At 68.4% G+C, this 20556-nt stretch carries 18 protein-coding genes; 8 read left to right on the top strand and 10 right to left on the bottom strand.

What is annotated here, in order from left to right; all coding sequences use genetic code 11:
- The first annotated feature begins 138 nt into the window (after nucleotides 1-138).
- Nucleotides 139-1026 (top strand): 2OG-Fe dioxygenase family protein, encoded by an 888-nt coding sequence (locus N6H00_RS39715; protein ID WP_268976769.1) that lies wholly within the window; start codon nucleotides 139-141, stop codon nucleotides 1024-1026.
- A 27-nt stretch (nucleotides 1027-1053) separates the two neighbouring features.
- Here N6H00_RS39715 and N6H00_RS39710 read toward each other — a convergent pair whose 3' ends face one another.
- The 7 genes from N6H00_RS39710 to N6H00_RS39680 all read right to left on the bottom strand — a co-directional run bounded on the left by N6H00_RS39710 (nucleotide 1054) and on the right by N6H00_RS39680 (nucleotide 6832).
- Nucleotides 1054-1980 (bottom strand): NAD-dependent epimerase/dehydratase family protein, encoded by a 927-nt coding sequence (locus N6H00_RS39710; protein WP_268976768.1) that lies wholly within the window; start codon nucleotides 1978-1980, stop codon nucleotides 1054-1056.
- Nucleotides 1977-2597, bottom strand: coding sequence for a dTDP-4-dehydrorhamnose 3,5-epimerase family protein (locus tag N6H00_RS39705; RefSeq protein WP_268976767.1), 621 nt, complete (start codon nucleotides 2595-2597; stop codon nucleotides 1977-1979). Before N6H00_RS39705 ends, N6H00_RS39710 begins: the two co-directional genes overlap by 4 nt.
- On the bottom strand, nucleotides 2594-3847 hold the full coding sequence (locus tag N6H00_RS39700; RefSeq protein ID WP_268976766.1) for an activator-dependent family glycosyltransferase: 1254 nt from the start codon (nucleotides 3845-3847) through the stop codon (nucleotides 2594-2596). Before N6H00_RS39700 ends, N6H00_RS39705 begins: the two co-directional genes overlap by 4 nt.
- 14 nt (nucleotides 3848-3861) lie before the next feature.
- Complete coding sequence (locus N6H00_RS39695; protein ID WP_268976765.1) at nucleotides 3862-4647, bottom strand: thioesterase II family protein; 786 nt, start codon at nucleotides 4645-4647, stop codon at nucleotides 3862-3864.
- Nucleotides 4648-4723: 76 nt separating this feature from the next.
- Entirely contained in the window at nucleotides 4724-5716 is a 993-nt protein-coding gene (gene rfbB, locus N6H00_RS39690) for a dTDP-glucose 4,6-dehydratase (protein WP_268976764.1), read from the bottom strand.
- A 12-nt stretch (nucleotides 5717-5728) separates the two neighbouring features.
- A complete protein-coding gene (gene rfbA / locus N6H00_RS39685) occupies nucleotides 5729-6601 on the bottom strand; it encodes a glucose-1-phosphate thymidylyltransferase RfbA (RefSeq protein ID WP_268976763.1) in 873 nt (290 codons plus the stop codon).
- A 24-nt stretch (nucleotides 6602-6625) separates the two neighbouring features.
- Nucleotides 6626-6832: an MbtH family protein gene (locus tag N6H00_RS39680; protein WP_268976762.1), complete on the bottom strand. Its 207-nt coding sequence runs from the start codon at nucleotides 6830-6832 to the stop codon at nucleotides 6626-6628.
- Nucleotides 6833-7130: 298 nt separating this feature from the next.
- On the opposite strand from N6H00_RS39680, the gene N6H00_RS39675 reads away from it, so the two are divergent.
- The 3 genes from N6H00_RS39675 to N6H00_RS39665 all read left to right on the top strand — a co-directional run bounded on the left by N6H00_RS39675 (nucleotide 7131) and on the right by N6H00_RS39665 (nucleotide 10873).
- On the top strand, nucleotides 7131-8504 hold the full coding sequence (locus N6H00_RS39675) for an NDP-hexose 2,3-dehydratase family protein (RefSeq protein ID WP_268976761.1): 1374 nt from the start codon (nucleotides 7131-7133) through the stop codon (nucleotides 8502-8504).
- On the top strand, nucleotides 8501-9520 hold the full coding sequence (locus N6H00_RS39670; protein WP_268976760.1) for a Gfo/Idh/MocA family protein: 1020 nt from the start codon (nucleotides 8501-8503) through the stop codon (nucleotides 9518-9520). The genes N6H00_RS39675 and N6H00_RS39670 overlap by 4 nt, the downstream gene beginning before the upstream one ends.
- A gap of 393 nt (nucleotides 9521-9913) precedes the next feature.
- Nucleotides 9914-10873, top strand: a complete 960-nt coding sequence (locus tag N6H00_RS39665; RefSeq protein ID WP_268976759.1) for a sulfotransferase domain-containing protein — start codon at nucleotides 9914-9916, stop codon at nucleotides 10871-10873.
- A gap of 317 nt (nucleotides 10874-11190) precedes the next feature.
- Here the strand turns inward: N6H00_RS39665 and N6H00_RS39660 are convergent, their stop codons facing one another.
- From N6H00_RS39660 to N6H00_RS39650, 3 genes are all read right to left on the bottom strand, one after another.
- A complete protein-coding gene (locus tag N6H00_RS39660; protein ID WP_268976758.1) occupies nucleotides 11191-11772 on the bottom strand; it encodes an alpha/beta hydrolase-fold protein in 582 nt (193 codons plus the stop codon).
- A 249-nt stretch (nucleotides 11773-12021) separates the two neighbouring features.
- Nucleotides 12022-12690 (bottom strand): prolyl oligopeptidase family serine peptidase, encoded by a 669-nt coding sequence (locus N6H00_RS39655; RefSeq protein ID WP_268976756.1) that lies wholly within the window; start codon nucleotides 12688-12690, stop codon nucleotides 12022-12024.
- Nucleotides 12691-12835: 145 nt separating this feature from the next.
- Nucleotides 12836-14053 (bottom strand): ROK family transcriptional regulator, encoded by a 1218-nt coding sequence (locus N6H00_RS39650; protein WP_268976755.1) that lies wholly within the window; start codon nucleotides 14051-14053, stop codon nucleotides 12836-12838.
- Between the two features lie 234 nt (nucleotides 14054-14287).
- Between N6H00_RS39650 and N6H00_RS39645 the strand changes: the two genes are divergently transcribed.
- The 4 genes from N6H00_RS39645 to N6H00_RS39630 all read left to right on the top strand — a co-directional run bounded on the left by N6H00_RS39645 (nucleotide 14288) and on the right by N6H00_RS39630 (nucleotide 20543).
- Nucleotides 14288-15637 (top strand): ABC transporter substrate-binding protein, encoded by a 1350-nt coding sequence (locus N6H00_RS39645; protein ID WP_268976754.1) that lies wholly within the window; start codon nucleotides 14288-14290, stop codon nucleotides 15635-15637.
- Nucleotides 15634-16545: a carbohydrate ABC transporter permease gene (locus N6H00_RS39640; protein WP_268976753.1), complete on the top strand. Its 912-nt coding sequence runs from the start codon at nucleotides 15634-15636 to the stop codon at nucleotides 16543-16545. Before N6H00_RS39645 ends, N6H00_RS39640 begins: the two co-directional genes overlap by 4 nt.
- Nucleotides 16545-17432: a carbohydrate ABC transporter permease gene (locus N6H00_RS39635; RefSeq protein ID WP_268976752.1), complete on the top strand. Its 888-nt coding sequence runs from the start codon at nucleotides 16545-16547 to the stop codon at nucleotides 17430-17432. Before N6H00_RS39640 ends, N6H00_RS39635 begins: the two co-directional genes overlap by 1 nt.
- Nucleotides 17433-17570: 138 nt before the next feature.
- Entirely contained in the window at nucleotides 17571-20543 is a 2973-nt protein-coding gene (locus N6H00_RS39630; RefSeq protein WP_268977282.1) for an alpha-mannosidase, read from the top strand.
- Nucleotides 20544-20556 lie beyond the last annotated feature (13 nt).

The raw sequence follows: 20556 nt of genomic DNA, 5'->3' as shown, positions 1-20556 counted from the left end.
GCACTCCGCCGAGCCGCTTCCCGGACCTGACGCATCAGACAGACTTTGCGCATCACATCCGAGTGGCCGTCGGCCTCGGCCAAGGAATCCGCTGTACCGTCATGGAGGGCACAAAGGGGTATGCCGAACTACGAAGCCATGGCTTCCGAGATTACCGAGATACGCTCGACCTATATCCGCGACCGTTTCGCTTTCGTCCCCGGCGCTCAGCTCACCAGGATCCTCAAGGGACTGGGCGCCACGGACGACGACCTGGGGAAACTCACCACCATCAGCGACGGGCTGAAGAGCGACCCGACCCTCCCGTTCCGAAAGACCAGGACCGGCCGGTTCGGTTACGACCCACGGTCCATGCGGGTGCGGCGGCTCGAATTCCAGCCGTTCATGCTGTCCATGGAGGACGACTTCGTACGGCACGACTCCGGCCAGGTGCGCATCTTCGACGAGATCCAGAACGACCTGCAGCTCAACACCGCCCTACAGGCGCTTTTCGTCTTCAAGTTCATGGTCCTCGACGGCGTGACGGTCGCCCGCCGGCCGAGACTGGACTACGAGAGCGACCAGTGGATCTGCACACTGCTCAACGTGAGGACCATCACCGACGGTGATCTGATCGGCGAGCCGGCGCTCGAAGGGGTGCACAGCGACGGCGTCGACCACACCATGACGACCTACCTGGGCAGCGAGAACATGACGGACGACAGCGCCGTCACGTTCCTGCACGACATGCGTGAGGTGAACGGCACCCGATGGCACGACGCGAACGCCGACCTGGTTCGCGCCAAGGCGCAGCACCGTGACTTCCTCGACACGTGCCTGATCGTCGACCACGAGAGCAAGCACAGCGTCTCGACCCTGTACGCCGCCGACACGTCCAGGCGCGCCACGCGAGACCTGCTGGCCTTCCTGACCCGCAAGCCGGTGGCCGCAGGGCACCACTCGCACTCCTTCGATTCGCTCAAGCCGCACCCGGAGCTTCCCATGACGGTCGGCCTGCGCCTCCTCGACAGCACACCGTCCACGTAGCGGCCGCGCCGCCTCGGGCCGAAGAAGTCACGAAGCGGCCCACAAGTCGTGGAGGGACTGCTTCAGCGGCACCTGCGGGGACCAGCCCAGCAGCCTGCGCGCGAGCCGGATGTCGGCCTGGGTCCACGCGCCGCCCTTCCTGTGTACCGGGGCCTGCCCCTCGCGCACCCGATGCGGGGGCACGCCCGACACGGAGACGAGAATCCCGGCGAGTTCCCGGATGCTGGTGGCGGTCCCTGAACCGATGTTGATCAGGCGCCCGGTGGCCCGTGTGCCTGCCGCCAGCACCACAGCCTCGGCGATGTCACGTACGTCGACGAAGTCGCGCCGGTCGTCGACGACGGTCAGGCTGAGCGGGGCGCCCTCACTGGTGGCGCGCAGCTGGGCGGCGAGTCGGCCGAGGAAACCGTGCGGCGGGGCGCCGGGCCCGCAGCCGTTGGTGAGGCGGAGCACGCAGCCGTCCACGCGCCCCGCCTCGGTGGCGTCCAGGACGATTCGGCTGCCGGCTAGCTTGGTGCGCGCGTAGAGGCTGCCGGGGGCGGTCGGGTGGTCCTCCGCGATGGCCGTGCCCTCCCGGACGGGGCCGTACTCGTGCACGGTGCCGAGCTGCAGCAGCCTCGGCCGTCGGCGGAGCGTCGAGACGGCGCACACCAGCCGGTCGACGAGCAGGACGTGCTCGGCCGTCATCCGTTCCTCATCGTCCGCCCCGATGTCGCCCGCCGCGTTGACGACGAGACCGGCGGAGCCCACGGCCTCGGCGATGTCCCCGACCGTCGCGGATGCCACGTCGAGCGCGAGGAAGCGGGCCCCGGGAATCGGCCCAACGGGTTTTCTCGCCACGGCCAGGACGTCATATCCCTGGGCGGCCAGCGCCGTGCAGATGTGCCGTCCCAGGAATCCGGTGCCGCCGATGACGACGGCGGAGGTCGCGCGCGCATCGATCACATCGTTCATCGTGGCCTGTCACCTCCGGCCACGTGCGTGTCCGCGTGCAGTGCCCGGCACGCCTCGTACGACGGCAGCGCACCGGCGCGCTGGGCCTCGGCCAGCGTCGGCGCGTGACGGTCACGTTGGGAGACCAGGTACTCCATGCCTCCGGGCCAGGGCAGCCCGAGCGCCGGGTCGAAGGCGTCGATCTCGTGCTCGGCGGCCGGATCGTACTCCACCGACGTCACATAGGCGGCCACCGTGTTGTCCCGCAGGGCGATGAACGCGTGCCCGAGCCCCTCCTCCAGATACACCGCGCGGCAGGAGTCAGGGTTCAGCCGGGTGCTGTCCCAGCGGCCGAACGTGGGGGAACCCACCCGCAGATCGACCACCACGTCGAGCAGCTCCCCGGCGGGGCAGGTCACCACTTTGGCCTGGCCGGGCGGTACGTCCTCATAGTGCACGCCGCGGACGACTCCGCGCCGGGAGAAGCTGTGGTGGACCTGGCCCAGGCGCAGCGGATACCCCACGGCCTCCGAGAAAGCGGTTTCGGTGTAGTGGACGACGAACGCGCCGCGCTGGTCGCGGTGCACGTCGGGTACGAACTCGTAGGCGCCGGGCACTGCCAGCTCTCGGACCTTCATCGGCGATGCTCCGCGGTGAGGTTTTCCAGTATGGGCACCAGATCGTGTGGGGTGGGCGCGTTCAGGTTCTCCTGGCGCAGGCGCTCGGCCCCGTTCCGGAAAGCGGGGTCCTCGACCAGCCGTCGCACGCTGTCGCGCAGGACGTCGGCCGTCAGCTCGGAGGCGTGAACGGCGAGTCCCGCACCGGCCCTTGACAGGCTCGTCGCTCTGTTCCACCAGTCGGCGTAGCGGATGGTGGGGATGAACTGGGGTACGGCGTTGGCCAGCGCCGTGCCCCAGGAGCCGAAGCCGCCGTAGTGGATGACGGCCGAGGCGGTGGGCAGCAGGGCGTGCATGGGGACGAAGGCGACGATACGGGTGTTGCTGGGGACCTTGACGAGCTTGTCGGCTTCATCGGGCGGCAGCGTGGCCACCACGTCAACGTCCATGTCGCCCAGCGTGTCGATCATGTCGGGGATCGGGAGGAGGGTGTCGCCGACCACGGCACGCGTGGAGATGCCGGGAGTCAGGACGACGCGCGGGCGTTCGGGTGGCTGGTGCAGCCAGTCCGGGATCTCGCAGGGACCGTTGTAGGGGAGGTAGCGGACCGGTATCCGCTCCACCGTCAGCGGAAACTGGAGGCTGGTGGGCACCTGGTCGATGGTCCACTGGCCGACCACCACCTCTTCGTCGAACGAGCCGCCGTAGCGGCTGAGGTGCTTGCCGAGCCAATCGGCCATCGGGTCCTCACGGCGCTCCCGCGGGCGTTCCGCCCGGCGTTGCAGGAAGACGTCGCGCATCGCGGAGTGGTTGTCGAAGCACCACAGCAGCCGGGCGTGGGCGGCGCCGACGAGGCGCGCCGCGACCGGTCCTGCGTAGCTGAGCGGTTCCCATATGACCAGGTCGGGTCGCCAGCGGCGGGCGTGGGCAACCAGGTCGGGGATCATGGGGTCGTTGTAGACCTGGTGCGAGAACATGACACTGACCCTGAGCTTCGCCAGCACCTGCTCCCACGAGTGCGCTTCGAGGGTCGGGTTGGACCAGTCGGACAGCGGGTTCTCCAGAGAGCCCCGGTTCCGCGCCAGCATCTCGTGGAAGTTGTGGTCCTCGCCGACGGGGACCGCGGTCAGGCCCATGCTCTTGATGGCGTCCACCAGCGCGGGGCTGCTGGCGACCTGGACGTCGTGGCCCGCGACGGCCAGGGACCAGGCGAGCGGCACCATGGACAGCAGATGCGACCTGTCGGAGAGCGTCACGAAAAGTACACGCATCGTCGGGTTCTCCCTCAGCCGATGGTTCGTCCGCCGCGGGTCCGCGCCGCGCACAGGGTGTCCGTGACCGCCGCGGCCACCGCTGGCGCGTGGTCGGCGACATAGAAGTGGCCGCCGGGGAAGACCCGCAGGTCGAAGCTGCCCATGGTGTGCTCCCGCCAGCTCGCCGCCTCCTCGACCCGGACGTGGTCGTCGGCTTCGCCGGTGAGCGCGACGACGTCGCACCGCAGTGTCGCGCCGGGTTCGGCCGTGTAGGTCTCGGACGCCTTGTAGTCGCTGCGGATCGACGGCAGAGCCAGTTGCAGCAGTTCGCGTTCATCGAGGATCTGCGCGTCGGTGCCACTGAGCCGCCGCAGTTCGGCGACGAGCCCGGCGTCGTCGAGACGGTGGACGTCTCGGCCGCGGCGGAGCGAAGGCGCGGACCTGGCGGAGGCGAAGAGCGCCAGCGGTGCTCTCCCCAGCTCTCGTTCGAGCAGCCGGGCCAGTTCGAAGCCGACGGCGGCGCCCATGCTGTGGCCGAACAGCGCGACGGGACGCTTCGCGGCGAACGGCTTCAGCACGTCGAAGACGGCTCGCGCCAGCTGGGGGACGCTCTCGATGCAGGGCTCCCGCAGCCGGTCCTGTCGCCCCGGGTACTGGACGACCAGGGCCTCCACGGTCGAAGGAAGCAGCTCGGAGAGCGGGAAGTAGAAACTCGCGGTTCCCCCGGCGTGCGGCAGACACACCAGACTGATCTCGGCCTCCGGGCTCGGATGGAACCTGCGGAACCACCGGCTCTCACCGGTAGCGGGCAACGCCATGGCTCTCGTCGTTCCTCTCTGTGCTGTTCCTGTCCTCTCGTGGACGAGAGATTCCCTCGGCTTCGGGCTTTCCCTTTCACGAACCCGCGCACTGTTCGCTCGCCTTCAGCGGCTCCCACCAATCGCGTCGCTCCGCGTACCATTTCACGGTAGCCGCCAGGCCCTCTTCGAAGGACACGGCAGGCCGGTAGCCGAGTTCGCCGCGAATCTTGGTGGTGTCCAGCGAATAGCGACGGTCGTGTCCCTTTCTGTCCGGCACCTTCCGCACCATCGACCAGTCGGCACCGAGCAATCCGAGCAGCTTCTCCGTGAGCTGCCGATTGGTCAGTTCCGTACCGCCGCCGATGTGGTACACCTCCCCCGCCAGGCCCCTTTCCGCGGCCAGGGCGACGCCCCGGCAATGGTCGTCGACGTGCAGCCAGTCCCGCACGTTCGCACCGTCGCCGTACAGCGGCACCGGGTCGCCGTCCATGAGGTTGGTGATGAACCGCGGGATGGCTTTCTCCGGATGCTGGTAGGGGCCGTAGTTGTTGGCGCACCGGGTCACGCACACGGGAAGCCCGTGGGTGCGGTGAAAGGCCCGTACCAGTAGATCGGACGATGCCTTGGACGCGGAATAGGGGGAGTTGGGATCGAGTGGTGCGTTCTCGGACCAGGAGCCCACGTCGATGGAGCCGTACACCTCGTCCGTGGAGACGTGCACGAATTTCGCCACCTCGGCTTCGGTCGCCGCCTCAAGGAGAGTGTGTGTGCCCAGCACATTGGTCCTGACGAACTCCTCGGCGCCGGCTATGGAACGGTCGACGTGCGATTCCGCGGCGAAGTGGACCACCTGGTCGGCCCCGCGCAACAGACCTTTGATCAGTGCGGCGTCGCAGATGTCACCGCGCACGAAGCGCAGCCGGGGACTGGCGGCGACGTCCGCCAGATTGGCCTCGTTGCCGGCGTAGGTGAGCTTGTCGACCACCACCAGCTCCGCGTCCGCCAGGGCCTCGTACGCCCCTGTCAGTGCCTGGCGGACGAAGTGCGAGCCTATGAAGCCCGCGCCGCCAGTCACGACTACGCGCATGAGTTCTTCCTCTCAGCGGTTGTTGGCCGTGATGTCCAGGAGGTATTTTCCGTAGTCCGTGTGCCGCAGTTGCTCGCCGAGCTCGTAACAGGCCGCGGCGTCGATGAACCCCATGCGGAAGGCGATCTCTTCGAGACAGGCGATCCGCACTCCCTGGCGCTGTTCGAGGAGCTGGACGTATTGTCCGGCCTGGAGCAGCGAATCGTGCGTTCCCGTGTCGAGCCAGGCGAAACCGCGACCCAGGCTGATCAGTCTGGCTTTCCCGCGCTCCAGATAGACCCGGTTGACGTCGGTGATCTCCAGTTCGCCGCGCTCGGACGGCCGGAGGTTCTTGGCGATGTCCACGACGTCGTTGTCATAGAGGTAGAGCCCGGTGATCGCCAGATTCGACGTGGGATCCGTCGGCTTCTCCTCCAGGTGGATCAGCCGGCCCCGCTCGTCCATGGTTCCCACGCCATAGCGCTCCGGGTCCTTGACCGGGTAGCCGAAGAGCACGCAGCCGTCGATGCTGCTTGCCTCCTGGTGCAGAATCCTCGAAAAACCGGGCCCATGGAAGATGTTGTCCCCGAGCACGAGCGCCACGGACTCGCCCCCGATGAACTCCGCGCCGATGACGAATGCTTCGGCGATGCCGTTCGCCGCGCGCTGCTCAGCGTACTCGATCGACATCCCCAGCCGGCTGCCGTCGCCCAGGAGCACACGGAAGAGGTCCAGATGGCGCGGAGTCGATATGACGAGGATGTCCCTGACGCCGCCGAGCATGAGCACCGACAGCGGATAGTAGATCAGCGGCTTGTTGTAGACGGGCAGGATCTGCTTCGACACCGCGTGCGTCAACGGATGCAGCCGGGTGCCGCTCCCGCCGGCGAGGACTATCCCCTTCATACCGTAACGGTTGCCGAGGACGGCTCAGCCGCCCATCGCCTCGATCAGGCTCTTGGGCCGCATGTCCGTCCAGTTCTCCTCGATGTAGGCCAGGCACGCTTCACGGGTGTCCTTGCTGTGGGCGACACGCCAGCCGCCGGGCACATCCGCGAAGACGGGCCACAGCGAATGCTGCCCCTCGTCGTTGACCAGCACCAAGAACTCGCCGTCGGGATCGTCGAAAGGATTCACGCCAGTCTCTGCCTCTCATGCCGTCCTGCGGTGACGGGACCACCTGAACCGCCATCCTCGCGTGCCCCGACCGCAGCGGCGTCCGCGAGAGCCACAGTTACAGCTCCGGTCACACCCCGTACCGGTGCCAAGCGCACCCTCCTGTGGCACCCTTGCTGCGCAAACAGCCGCCGCGAGATCCGCCCCTTCGGTACCCACACGCTGGGTGGCGGGCGGTGCACACCTCGCGCACCACACGGCCCGCGGATCGCCGCACTCTTGGCGGCCGTGTTTCCCGGAACGAGCAAAGGCGGAGTCGATGACCGCGACAGGTCTGATGTTGCCGTCCCGCGCCGCGGAGCCCCGTAGCGTGTCACGGCTGGCCGCTTCCGCCGCCGCGGTCGACGGCGGGGTGATGAGCAACCCGGAGCTACTGTCGTGGCTCGACAGACGTCGTCGCGCACACGCACAGCGAGTGGAGCGGGTGCCGTTCGCCGCGTTGCGCGACTGGGGCTTCGACGGACGGACGGGCGATCTGCGGCACGCGAGCGGACGGTTCTTCTCGGTGCACGGGCTGCGGGTGCGGTCCGACTTCGGTCCGGTGCCCGCATGGTCGCAGCCGATCATCCGACAGCCGGAGATCGGCCTTCTCGGCATCGCGCTGCGGGACTTCGACGGTGTGCCGCATCTGCTGATGCAGGCCAAGCCCGAGCCAGGGAACGTCAACGGGGTGCAGCTGTCGCCGACCGTGCAGGCGACCAAGAGCAACTACTCCCGGGTGCACGGGGGTTCCGCCGTCCCCTACCTGAAGCTGTTCCGCCGCCCGGAACCCGGTGTCGTCGTGGCGGACGTTCTCCAGTCGGAACAGGGCTCGTGGTTCCTGCACAAGCGCAACCGCAACATGATCGTGGAGGTCGGCCCCGAGGCCGAGGCGGGTGAGGACTTCGCCTGGCTGACGCTGGGGCAAGTCAACGCGCTACTGCGGCAGGACAACCTGATCAACATGGACGCGCGGACGGTCCTGTCCTGCCTTCCGGACTGGCGGCAGGAAAACACGCGGCGGGCGCTCCACGCGGACCGGGAGATTCGTAGCTGGATCACGCGGCGGCGGGCCGAACACGAGGTCGAGGTGGTGCCGATCGGCCTCGCGGAGACCGTGGGCTGGCACCGTACCGCGGACGAGGTGGCCCATGAGCAGGGGCGGTACTTCACGGTGGTAGCGGTCGACGTCTCCTCGCACCGGCGTGAGGTGCCCTCCTGGTCCCAGCCGCTGCTTGAACCGCACGGCACGGGCGTCGTGGCCCTGTTCATCCGCCGTGTCGACGGCGTACCGCACGCACTGCTGCGGGCGCGGGCGGAGCCGGGCTTCCGCGACGTAGTCGAGCTCGGCCCCACGGTGCAGTGCGTGCCCGAGAACTACGCCCATCTGTCCGCGGCCGACCAGCCGCCCTATCTCGCGGAGGCACTGGCCCGCGCCGACGGCGCCGACTACGACGTGGTCCTGTCGGAGGAAGGCGGCCGGTTCCGGAACGCCCAGAGCCGTTACCTGATCATCGAGGTGGAGAGCGACTTCCCCGCCGTACCGGACGATTTCCGTTGGGTGACACCATGCCAGTTGGACGAACTGCTCCGCTACAACCATCACGTGAACGTGCAGGCCAGGACCCTGGTGGCGGCACTGCGGACGTTGTGAGCCCGGCCGGAGTCCGGCCGTTGCGGCTGGGGGCGCTCGCCACGTCGTCGATCGCCCGCAGGCGCGTGCTGCCCACCGCGGTGAGCACGCCGGAGGTCGATCTCGTGGCCGTCGCCGGCAGATCCGTGGACAAGGCGGGCCGTTTCGCCGAGCGGTTCGGCTGTGCGGCGGAGACGGACTACGCGGCGCTGCTGAACCGCCCGGACGTGGAGGCGGTGTACATCTCGACACCGACGGCGCTGCACCGCGCATGGGCGGACCGCGCACTGCGCGCGAGCAAGCACGTCCTGCTCGAAAAGCCGATAGGGGTGAACGCCGACGAGGCGCGCCAGTTGTGCGCCCTGGCACGGGAGCGCGGTCTGGTGCTGCGGGAGAACTTCATGTTCCCGCACCATCCGCAGCACGCGTTCGCCGCGGACCTGGTGCGGCGCGGACGGATCGGCACACCGACCACGTTCCAGGCGTCCTTCTGCGTTCCGCCGCTGCCCGCTGACGACATCCGGTACGCACCCGGCCTCGGGGGCGGGGCACTGCTCGACGTGGGCGTCTATCCGTTGCGCGCCGCGGCGCTGCTGCTGGGGGCTGTGCCCCGGGTGGCAGGGGCGACGCTGCGCACCCGTGCCTCGGACGGGCTCGATCTGTCCGGGCAGGCGTTGCTGATCTCGCCTTCTGGGGTACTGGTCCAGGTGACGTTCGGCTTCGAGCACGCGTACGCATCGTCGTACACGCTGTGGGGAGACCGGGGCCGACTGTCGGTGACGCGCGCGTTCACTCCGTCCGCGGCGCACCAGCCGGTGCTGGTGCTGGAGGAACAGGACCACGAGGAACGCTTCACACTGCCGGCGTCGGATCAACTGCGTTTCTGCCTCCAGGACTTCGCGGGCGCGGTGCGCGGGGGCCAAGTCGGCGACGGGAGCGCGGAGGGCGACAGGCGGCGAGAGGCGATCGCCCTGATGGAATGCGTGGATGAAGTCCGCCGACAAGCCGTGCGGGTCGCGGTCGACGACGGCCCATGAGGGAGCTGTCTGCAGGTTGCCTGCTGGACGCCGAATGAGAGCGGGAGCCGGTACACGATCGCCGAGCTGTGGGGCGAGGAGGGTCCGGATCCTGGGGTGAACGTCTCACGCTCAGCCCGCTCGGCCGTAACTGTGGTGATCGCCGATGTTTCTCCACCACGACAACGAAAGGTTGGGACCGTGTCCGTTGCTTCCTTGTACATCCACGAGGGGTGCTGCCATGCATGTCCAGGGCGCTGTCCCGATGGAGCATGATCCCGAATCGCTCCCGCAACCCGTTGTCCGCACCACGCTGCGGTCGATCGCCGGCCGCTTCGGGAAGCGGAACGTCGATCACGTTCCGGCCCATCGCCACGCATCAGCGCTGAGTGACGTCCTCAGCATGGCCAGGGGATGATGATGACAGAAGCACCGCGCCGATACCTGTCGCCGGAGCACAACAGCGTCCGCTGGGACGACTTTCCCTTGCGCGACGGTGACATCGTCGTCAGCACCCCGCCGAAGTCGGGTACGACGTGGGTACAGATGATGTGTGCGTTGCTGATCTTCCAAACGCCCGACCTCCCGCAGCCGCTGGAGGTCCTGTCACCGTGGCTGGACCAACCACCGTGGTTGGACCGCATGCGCTCACAGGAAGAGGTCTACGCGCGCCTCGCCGAGCAGAGTCACCGCCGTGTCATCAAGACGCACACCCCGCTCGACGGCCTACCGCTCGACCCGCGCGTCAGCTACATCGTGGTCGCCAGGCATCCTCTCGACCGGGCGTTGTCTGTCTACCATCAGACCGCCAACATGGACCTCGAGCGCGTGTACGCCGCCCAGGACGGTTCGGACCCACAGTCTCGGCAGCCTCCCCCACCGCTTCCGTCGATGCGCGAGTGGCTGCAGCATTGGTGTCTGCCCCAGCCGACCGACGACCAGGGAATAGCGGTTCCCGAGAGCCTGCACCAGACGGTCCACCATCTCTTTGACGCCTGGAAGCGGCAGACACAGCCGAATGTGAGGCTGCTGCACTACGTCGACCTGTGCGCCGACCTCGCCGGCCAGATGGCAGCGCTGGCCGAGTGGCTGGGCATTACGGTGAACGAGTCCGTCTGGCCCGATCTGGTGAAGGCCGCGACATTCGACGAGATGAAGAACCATGCGGAGCGGCTGGCGCCTGACACCGACCTGCTCAAGGACCCGGTGAAGTTTTTCCGCAGCGGGCGATCGGGTGGCAGTCGGGATTTCCTGACCGAGGACGATCTCGCCGCGTACCGGAAGCGCGTTGGCGACCTCGCTCCGAAGCCGTTCCTGGACTGGCTGCACCGCGACCCACCCCCCATCGGTGATGGAGCCGGCGCCGACGCGTGAATGGCCTCTCGCCGACAAGGACATGAGCCGTCCGGGCGAGCCGGGGCGGCGGTGGTTCGACCGCCTGCCACTCCGCGTCCATCATGTCCGAGGCATACCGCCGCGGACGCGCGGGTTCGCGTCAAACCGCAGCATGTGGCGGCCGGTTCGGGCAGCGGACGGTGATCCGTGGTGGGGATCAGCGGGCCTTGTCAGCCGGCCGATGGGGTGAGGCCGGTGCCGCCGAACGGGCCGCCGTGCGCGGCGGCGTACGCGATGCGCACGGTGATCGGTTGCGGTGGATCTGGCGGTGATGCTCGCCGACGGCGGCGAGGCCATCACGGACCTGGCTCTACTGCGAACTCGGTGGTGCCGAGGCCGACGTAGGCTTGATACGGCGATACGGCTGTCACTTCTGTCTCGCAGACAGTCATGTGCAGCATGCGGCCGCTGTAGTCGGCTTCGTCTTTTATCTCGCTGTCGTACAGCTCGAATACCTTCGACTGAGGGACGATGCCGGGGCTGCCAGCACCGATCCTGCTGAACAGGGTCCGGCGCAGGGCAGCATAGGTGGCGAAGAGCCCACCGTACGAGAAGCCCCACAGCCCGGTCGATGTGTCATCGACGCGAAACTCTGCACTGATGAGTGGGTGGAGTTCGTCGACGAGAAACGAAAGGAATTTGTCGGCGGCAGGGTTTTGCAGGTTGTGCCAATAGAGCTTTGCGGCGTCTGCATCGAGGTACCCTGCCTGAACGAGCAAATCCAGGCTCTCCGCGTTAGTGGTGGACAGCGGGGGTTCGCCCGGGGGGAGCAGGTCACGGGCGCGTACCGCGAGCAGCCGGGTGGTGTCTTCGCCGATGTAGCCGACGCTCACCTGGATGAAGGGCTCTACAGGATTGATCGAGTCGTCGCGCACCATCTGCAGGGCTGGAGCGGTCTGAGGAGCTGTCAGGTTTCCGTCCGGCTGATAGATCGCGGGGTATCAGCGTTCCGTTTCGGATTCGTAGCGAGGTGGAGTCGTCACCCATACACCGAACTGGGCGCCCACCGCCTCCGACTCGAGTTCAAAGTATCGCGTTCCCGGCAGCATCGCGGCCAGCGGCGGAGTGGTCTCTGTCCACATGATCCTGGTCCTCCTTCGAATGTCATCCGTTCAATCTCCCGGTTCTCACTTGGCGGCGACTGGCGGTCGCTCCGGCGGAACCATTCCCAGCGTCTTCAGCATGAAGGCGAGCGACTCGGTTTGCTGGGTGAGCACGATCTCCTTGTCGGTGGCCCAGCCGTGGCCGGAGTCGCTCCAGATGCGGATGAACACGGGCGCGTCGCCACCTGTGGCCGCCTGCAGGCGGGCACCGAACTTACCGGCGTGCCATGGCGGGCATCGCGGGTCGGTGTCACCGGCCTCGATGAACACCGCCGGGTAGTCGACGCCGTCGCGGAGCAGGTGGCAGGGCGAGAACGTGGCGAGGCGCCGGACCTCGTCCGGGTCGTCGGTGCGCGCGAACTCCGTATCGACGATCCACCGGCCATAGCCGTCGCGGCAGGCGCCGATGAGGTCGAAGATCGGCACGCGCGGGACCACCACGCGCCAGAGGTTCGGCCGCTGCGTTGCAGCGACGCCGCACATCAGTCCGCCTCCCGACCCCCCGGTCAAGGCGAGCAGGTTCGGGCTGGTGACCCGGGGGGCGACGAGGTCCTCGGCGATCGCGTACAGGTCGTCGTATCCGTTCTGCTTGGCCTGCTGGCGGCCGTCGTGCCACCAGTCCCGGCCGAACTCCCCGCCGCCGCGCAGGTTCGTGTGCACGAACACGCCGCCGGCCGCGACGAACGCGGACATCGCCCCCGGGTACTGCGCAACCCACGTCGGCAGTTGGACGGACCACGACCCGCTGTTCTCCGGCAGCGGCACCTATGTGATCGGCCCTTCCGCTCGACTCCACACACCCACCGGGGACTACGGTTGCCGGGCAGGTGATGAGGGTTCAGCCCACCATCAGCGCGGAGGCGCGAGGTGCGAGGAAATGATCCATCACCAGCTCGGCCGCACCCTGGGCGGCCGCTTGATCACCCACGGCAGACCCCTGCACCAGCACCTCCTCGCGCGCCGCCACGAGTTCGCGGTCGACGAGGTCGGGGATGACGGGGAGGAACACCGGGCTGAGCCTGTCCCACAGCGGGCCGCCGAGCACCACCCGCGGTACGTCCAGCAGGTTCACCAGCACTCCGAGGCCGACGGCGACCCGGCGCGCCGCGCGCTCCAGGATGCGGAACGCGACGGCGTTGCCCGCGGAGGCGAGGGTGCACAGCGTGGAGCAGGCGTCGTCGACGGCGACGTAGTCGTTCAGGTTCGGCAGCGGCATCAGGCCGACCCGGGCGGCCTGGAGAACGAGCGCTTCCGGGACGCAGGCGGCGGCCAGGCCTCCTCGCCGGCCGCTCCACTCCAGTTGTTCGGCCTCGGGGTCGACGACCAGGTCCCCGACCTCGCCGACGTTGTTCGTGGTGCCGCGGATGACCTGGTTGTCGAGCACCACCGAGGCGCCGACCCCGGATCCCAGGTAGAGGAAGACGAACGAGGTCGAGGACTGGGGTGATGAGCGGAGCTCCGCCGTCGCGGCGGCCGTGACGTCCTTGTCGAGGAGGACGGGCAGTCCCGTCGCTTCGTGCAGGTCCGTGCGCAGCCGGACGTTGCGCCAGTTGGGCAGTTGCGGCGGGTCGAGCAGCAGCCCGGCGTCGACGTCCAGCGGGCCCGGCGCCGCTATGCCCAGCCCAAGCACCCGGGCCCGGTCGATGCCGGCCTCGGTGATCAGACCGCCGACGGCGTCGGCGATGAAGGCGGTCACCTCGGACGGGTTCGTGGCCTGCGGCGTAGGGTCCTGGCGGCCCAGCCGGACCTCGCCGTCGAGGTCGAGGAGCACGATGATGAGCCGGGCCGGATCGATGTGCACACCGACCGAGTACGCCCCGTCCGGGTCGGTGACCAACGGAATGCTCGGGCGGCCGCGGGCACCGCCCTCCGGCGTGCTCTCGCGGATCAGCCGGTCGTCGATCAGCCGGCGGGTGATGTTGGAGATGGTCTGCGAGCTCAAACCGGACTCACGCTGTAGATCGGCACGGCTGACGCCATGAGACCGGCGGACCAGGTCCAGCACCACCGCCTGGTTGAAGTCAGCCACCCGCAGCTGGTTGCTCCCTCGCCGCATGCCCTCTCCTCACATCCGTCGACGACCAGCGATCCTCGCGGCCTTACGTAATTAATCAATTGGATTGATAATTCCTGCGCGATCGAGCGCATCCGGAGCCAGGACACATGCACGCATCAACCTGTACCCAAGCCTTGACTGGCCACGAACACGCCACTTACGATCACGAAACTTTATCCGATCCACTTGATAAAAGCATGGACCGGAAGAACCACAGTCAGGAGAGGTGACGCGATGAGCCGCAACCGTGTCCTTGCCGCTGCCACGGCCGGGATGTTGTTGACAGGGGCACTCACCGCCTGCTCGGGCTCGGGCGCGGACGAGGGCGAGGACGGCCCGGCGACCATCAAGCTGCTGGAGTACCAGGAGCCCCGCGCCAAGGTCATCAAGGCCCTCATCCCGGAGTTCGAGAGGGCGATGGCCAAGCAGGGGAAAAAGATCAAGGTCGAGCTGATCGCCGACCCCCTCACCGACGAGCAGTTCCACACCAAGATCACGCAGCAGCTCCACTCCGGCACCGCGCCGGACGTCCTCGACATGGGCGGCAGCAACGTGACCGGTTTGGCCGGCGCCGGCTACCTACTCAAGCTCGACGACTACCTGGACAAGTGGGACGGCTGGGGCCAGTACTACACGTCGGCGAAGGAGAGCGCACGCCAGCCCGACGGCGGCTTCTACTCCGTCCCGCACGAAGCGAGCGTGCAGAGCCTCTTCTACCGCAAGGACGTGCTGCAGCAGCTGAATATCGACACCTCGCAGCCGCGTACGTGGGACGAGCTGATCGGCAGGCTCAAGAAGGTCCAGGCCAAGACCGGGGAGGCCCCGATCGTCATACCCGCCGGTACCGCCTGGGGCGCCGGCACATGGACGGAGGGCTTCTTCCCCCTCGTGGCCGGCACCGGCAGCACCTTCTACGACCCCAAGTCCAAGAAGTGGACGCTCAAGAGCAAGGGGCTGTCGGCCACCTTCGGCCTGTACGACAAGCTCATCAAGGCCGACCTCCTTCCGGTGCGGGATCTACAGAACCCCAACCCGTGGGAGCCGACCAAGTACGAGAAGTTCGTCAAGGGCACCCTTCCGGTGTCGGCCCAGGGCAGCTGGGGCTGGAAGTTCGACTGGGGCCCCGAAGGCGCGGCACCGATTGAGAACCTGCGTGAGAAGGTCGCCACGTGGGACTACCCGGCGCTGGTATCGGGCACCAAGCCGTACTCGGTCAGTGGCGGCGGCTACGGCTACAGCGTCAACGCCCACGCCAAGAACCCCGATGCCGCCGTCGAGCTCGTGAAGTGGCTGAGTTCCGGGACGGCCCTGGCCAAGCAGCTGGTGACGGTGGGGGCGGTCTCGCCGCGCAAGGGCCTTACCGGCACCGCCCCGTACAAGAACGAGCCGTCGCTCCTCGAGGCGGAGCGCAAGCTGCCGGGCAGCATCCTGCCGCCGCGCGGTGACGGCGAGGACCAGGTGTCCCAGGCGATCCAGGGCGCGACGGGGAAGATGCTGTCCGGGGGCGCAGACGGCGGGCAGGCCGCCGAGGCCTTCGCGAAGGAGGCCAAGGAACTGCTCGGCGACAATCGGGTTGCGGAATGACCACTGCCAAAGCCCTGTCCGGCCGACCGATCCGGCGACGGCGGGAGCGCGGAGTGCTGCCGCTGTTGCTCGGGCCTTCGGTCCTCCTGATCGCGGTCTTCGTGATCGCCCCAGCCGGTTACGGCATCTACCTCGGTCTCACCGACACACAGCTGACCGGCTGGGCCGCACGGGACCCCCAGTTCGTCGGGCTGGAGAACTTCCGGCACCTGCTCGGCTCCGAGGACTTCCTCGCATCGCTGGGCCGCACGGGCGAGTTCGTACTCTGGTCGGCGATCATCGGGCAGACGGTACTCGGCATGGTCGCGGCGCTGCTGCTGCGCACGAAGTGGCTGCGTGGCAAGGGCCTGTTCGGGGCGCTGGTGCTGCTGCCGATGGTGGTGCCCGAGGTCGTCGCATCGCTGACCTGGGCGAGCGTGCTCTCCTCCAATGGGGACGGCACCCTCAACCGGCTGCTCGGCCTGTTCGGCTCCGGTGCGGCGGCTCCGCTCCAGGACCATCCGATGGCGTCGGTGGTCATCATCAACGTCTGGCGCGGGATCGCGCTCGCCATGATCATGTTCCAGGCTGCGCTGGAGGACATCCCCGACGAGCTGATCGAATCGGCGCGCATGGACGGTGCGAGTGCGCTCCAGGTCTTCCGGCACATCACCCTGCCGCTGATCCGCGGCCCGGTGTTCCTCTACCTGCTGCTCACCACCATCACGACGGTCGGCGTCTTCGGCCTGGTCTACTTCCTGACCCAGGGCGGTCCCGGACAGGGGACGGAGCTGGCCTCCATCTACATCTTCCACCGCGCCTTCCAGTACTCCCAGATCGGCCTGGGCAGCGCCGCTTCGGTGATCCTGTTCGTCCTGCTGATGATCCTGGGCCTGACGTACGCCCGGCTGGCCAAGGTGGAGGTCTGATGGCGGCCACGCATGCGGCCGAGCCCCAGGCGGCCACCGCACCCGCCGGTCCCCCGCGTCGTCGTACGCCGACGTGGTCGGTCGTCCAACGAGCACTGCAGTACGCCCTGATGACGCTGCTGGCCCTGTTCTGCGTCGTACCGTTCGCATGGGTCGCGCTCACCGCAGTGGACGCCGACGGGGGACCCACGGTCAGACTTCCGGCGTTCACCGCGGACAACTTCGTCCGGTTCTTCACCGACAGCGGCACCCCGCGGCTGTTCCTGAACAGCGTCATCGTGTCCTTCGCGGCGACCGCGCTGAACCTGGCCTGCGGCCTGCTCGGCGCCTACGGGCTGTCCCGCTACCGGTTCCGCGGGCGCAGGACCTTCATGTTCGGGATCCTGCTGATCCGTGTGATCCCGCCGCCGGCGACGATCGTGGCCCTGTACCTGCTGATGGTCAAGATGGAGCTGGACGACAGCTATCTCGGCCTGATCCTGGCCGAAGCCGCGGCGGCGCTGCCGATCACACTGTGGCTGCTGAAGGGGACCATCGACGCCGTTCCGGCCGAGCTGGAGGAGGCCGCCTGGCTCGACGGGAACACTCGATTCGGCGCGATCCGCCGGATCATCCTCCCGCTGGTCGGCCCCGGTCTCGGCGCTGCGGCCATGCTGACGTTCATGCACGTGTGGGGGGACTTCCTCACCCCGCTGGTGCTGCTCCAGTCGCCGGACCTCTATCCGCTCTCGATCGGCCTGTTCCGCTCGTTCACCGCCTTCCACCAGGTCGACTGGGGCGTGCTCGCCGCGAGCGCTCTCGTCTACATGGCGCCCCCGGCCGTGCTGTACATCTTCCTGCGTCGGCATCTGATGCGTTCGAGCCTGGGCGGCGCCATCAAGGGCTGACCGCTCGCGTCTACCGACACATCGTGGGCGATGGGCCGCCACGCCCTGCCTGGCAACATCCCATGAGCAACAGGAGGCACTCTCTTGGTTGACGACAACCCCAACGGCCGGGTCCAGCTGGACGCCACCGCACTGGCGATGCTCCGGGTCCGCCGGTTCACCAGGTTCCGGATCCGGCCCGCCGTCTACCGCGACACCCGTCCGACCCGGATCACCGCGTGGACGGTCGGCGGTGAGCCGGTGCCGTTCGCCGAGGCCGTGACGAAACCGTATCTGCCATTCGCGCTCGGTGAGCGGTGGGGACGACCCTGGGACACGACGTGGTTCGACGTCTCCGGTGAGGTGCCCGCCGACTGGGCGGCCGGGGGGCAGGCGGAACTCGTCGTCGATCTGGGATTCACCGGCGATCAGCCCGGTTTCCAGGCCGAGGGGCTGGTGTACCGGCCGGACGGAGAGATCGTCAAGGCGATCGAGCCGTACAACTCCTGGGTCCCGCTGCCCGATCACGGCCCCTTCCGACTGCTGATCGAGGCGGCCGCGAACCCGATCGTCCAGGTGCCCTACGAGTACGAACCCACGGCGATGGGCGACAAGGCAACGGCCGGCGACGAACCGCTGTACCGGCTCACCGACCTGTCGGTCGCCTGGCGCGACCAGGAGGTGTGGGAACTGCTGCAGGACGTGACCACCCTCGACGGGCTGGTCGACGTCCTTCCGGAGCAGGGTGCGCGGCGCGCGGAGATCGTGCATGCCCTGGAACGGATGGTCGACGTCATGGACCCCGACGACGTGGCCGGCACCGCGGCGCGCGGGCGGGAGGTCCTCGCGCCGGTGCTGGCCGGCCGCGCGCCGGACAGCTCGCTGATCGTGTCGGCGGTGGGGCATGCCCACATCGACTGCGCCTGGCTGTGGCCGACCCGGGAGACCGTGCGGAAGGTGGCGCGGACCTTCGCCAACGTGCTGGACCTCAGCGAACGTCACCCGGAGTTCGTGTTCGCCGCCTCATCGGCGCAGCAGTACGCCTGGCTCAAGGACAGCCAGCCGCGACTGTTCGAGCGGGTCCGCCATGCGGTGGCCGACGGCGTCATCCGCCCGGTCGGCGGCATGTGGGTCGAGTCCGACACCAACATGCCCGGCGGTGAGGCGCTGGCCCGTCAGTTCGTGCTCGGCAAGCGCTTCTTCGCCGAGGAGTTCGGGGTGGACAGCGAGGAGGTGTGGCTGCCCGACTCGTTCGGATACACCGCGGCGCTGCCGCAGATAGCCCGAGCCGCGGGCGCCCGCTACTTCCTCACCCAGAAGCCGTCCTGGAACGAGACCAACCCGATGCCCCACTCCAGCTTCCACTGGGAGGGCATCGACGGCTCCCGGGTGTTCACCCACTTCCCGCCGGCGGAGACCTACAACTCCGACCTCGGCGCCGCCGACCTCGCCCGTACCGAGCGGACGTTCCGGCAAAAGGGCAAGGCGCGCCACGTACTCGGGCTGTACGGCTGGGGCGACGGCGGCGGTGGTCCCACCCGGGAGATGCTGGCCGCGGCCGAGCGCAAGCACGACCTGGACGGATCGCCACGGGTGCGGCTGGCCGACCCGGGCAGCTTCTTCCGCGCCGCCGAGGCGGAGCTGTCCGCGCCGCCGGTGTGGGTCGGCGAGATGTACCTCGAACTGCACCGCGCCACCCTGATCTCGCAGGCGCGGAGCAAGCGGGGCAACCGGCACAGCGAAGCCCTGCTGCGGGAGGCCGAGCTGTGGGCGGCGACCGCGGCCGTTCGCCGGGGCGCCCCCTACCCGTACGACGAGCTGAGGCGGATCTGGGAGACGGTCCTGCTGCTGCAGTTCCACGACATCCTGCCGGGTACCTCGATCGCCTGGGTCCACCAGGACGCCGAGCGGGACTACGGGCGGGTGGCGGACGAGCTGACGGCTCTGATAACGACCGCGCTCGACGCGCTCCGCGCCGATGCGGACGACGCCCTGGTCGCCGCCAACGCCGGCCCGTACCCGCGGCACGGCGTACCGGCGATGGGCCTGGGGCCGGCAACACCTGCTGCGACGGCCACACCCCGTCCGGCAGGTGACCGGATCGTGCTCGACGACGGGATGCTGCACGTCGAGATCGACCGAAGCGGCACGCTCGTATCGGTCGTCGATCTGGACGCGGACCGGGAACTGCTGCCGCAGGGCGTCGCGGGCGGCGTCCTCCAGCTCTTCCGCGACACCCCACGCGAGTGGGACGCCTGGGACATCAACGACGAGGACAAGCGCAGCGGCCGTGACCTCGTCGAACCGGTGTCGATCGACATCGTCGACGATGCGGTGGTGGTGCGGCACGAGCGTGGCAAGACGGTGATCAACGTGTCGATCCGGCTGTCCGAGGGCAAGATCGATTACACCTTCGACATCGACTGGCACGAGTCGCAGAAGCTGCTCAAACTCGCCTTCCCGCTGGACATCCGGACCGATCGATCCACCTCGGAGATCCAGTTCGGTCACCTGCACCGGCCGATCCACCAGAACACCTCCTGGGACGCCGCCCGGTTCGAGACCGTCGCGCACCGGTGGATCCATGTCGGCGAGCCCGGCTACGGCGTCGCCATAGCCAACGACGTGGTCTACGGCCATGACATCCGGGGCGGGCAGGCGCCCAGCGGCCGGCCGATGACGACGGCGCGGCTGTCACTGCTTCGCGCGCCGCGCTATCCGGACCCGTTCGCGGACCAGGGGCGGCACGCCTTCTCGGTCAGTCTTCGCCCGGGTGGGATCCCCGAGGCCATCGCGGACGGGTACGCCCTGCACCTTCCTCTGCGCACGGTGCCGGGCGCTGCCGCCGAGCCGCTGCTCATGGTCACCGACCGCGCCGTCGTCGTCGAGAGCGTCAAACTCGCCGAGGACCGCTCCGGAGATCTCGTAGTGCGCCTGTACGAGGCCCATGGCAAACGCTCGCGCGCGACCGTGCGGACCCGGTTCGGCTGGCACGAGGCCGTCGCCACCGACCTTCTGGAGCGTGCCGTGGATGGCGAGGCGGTCCGCGGGACGACGCCCGGTAGCGGGGTCGATCTCGAACTGCGCCCCTTCGAACTGCTCACCCTCCGCTTCCGCGACCCGGTGGCCTGAGGCTGTACGCATG

It is taken from the genome of Streptomyces sp. S465 (assembly GCF_026898115.1).
Classification (GTDB): Bacteria; Actinomycetota; Actinomycetes; order Streptomycetales; family Streptomycetaceae; genus Streptomyces; species Streptomyces luomodiensis.
This window is presented reverse-complemented; position numbering and strand designations above follow the sequence as displayed.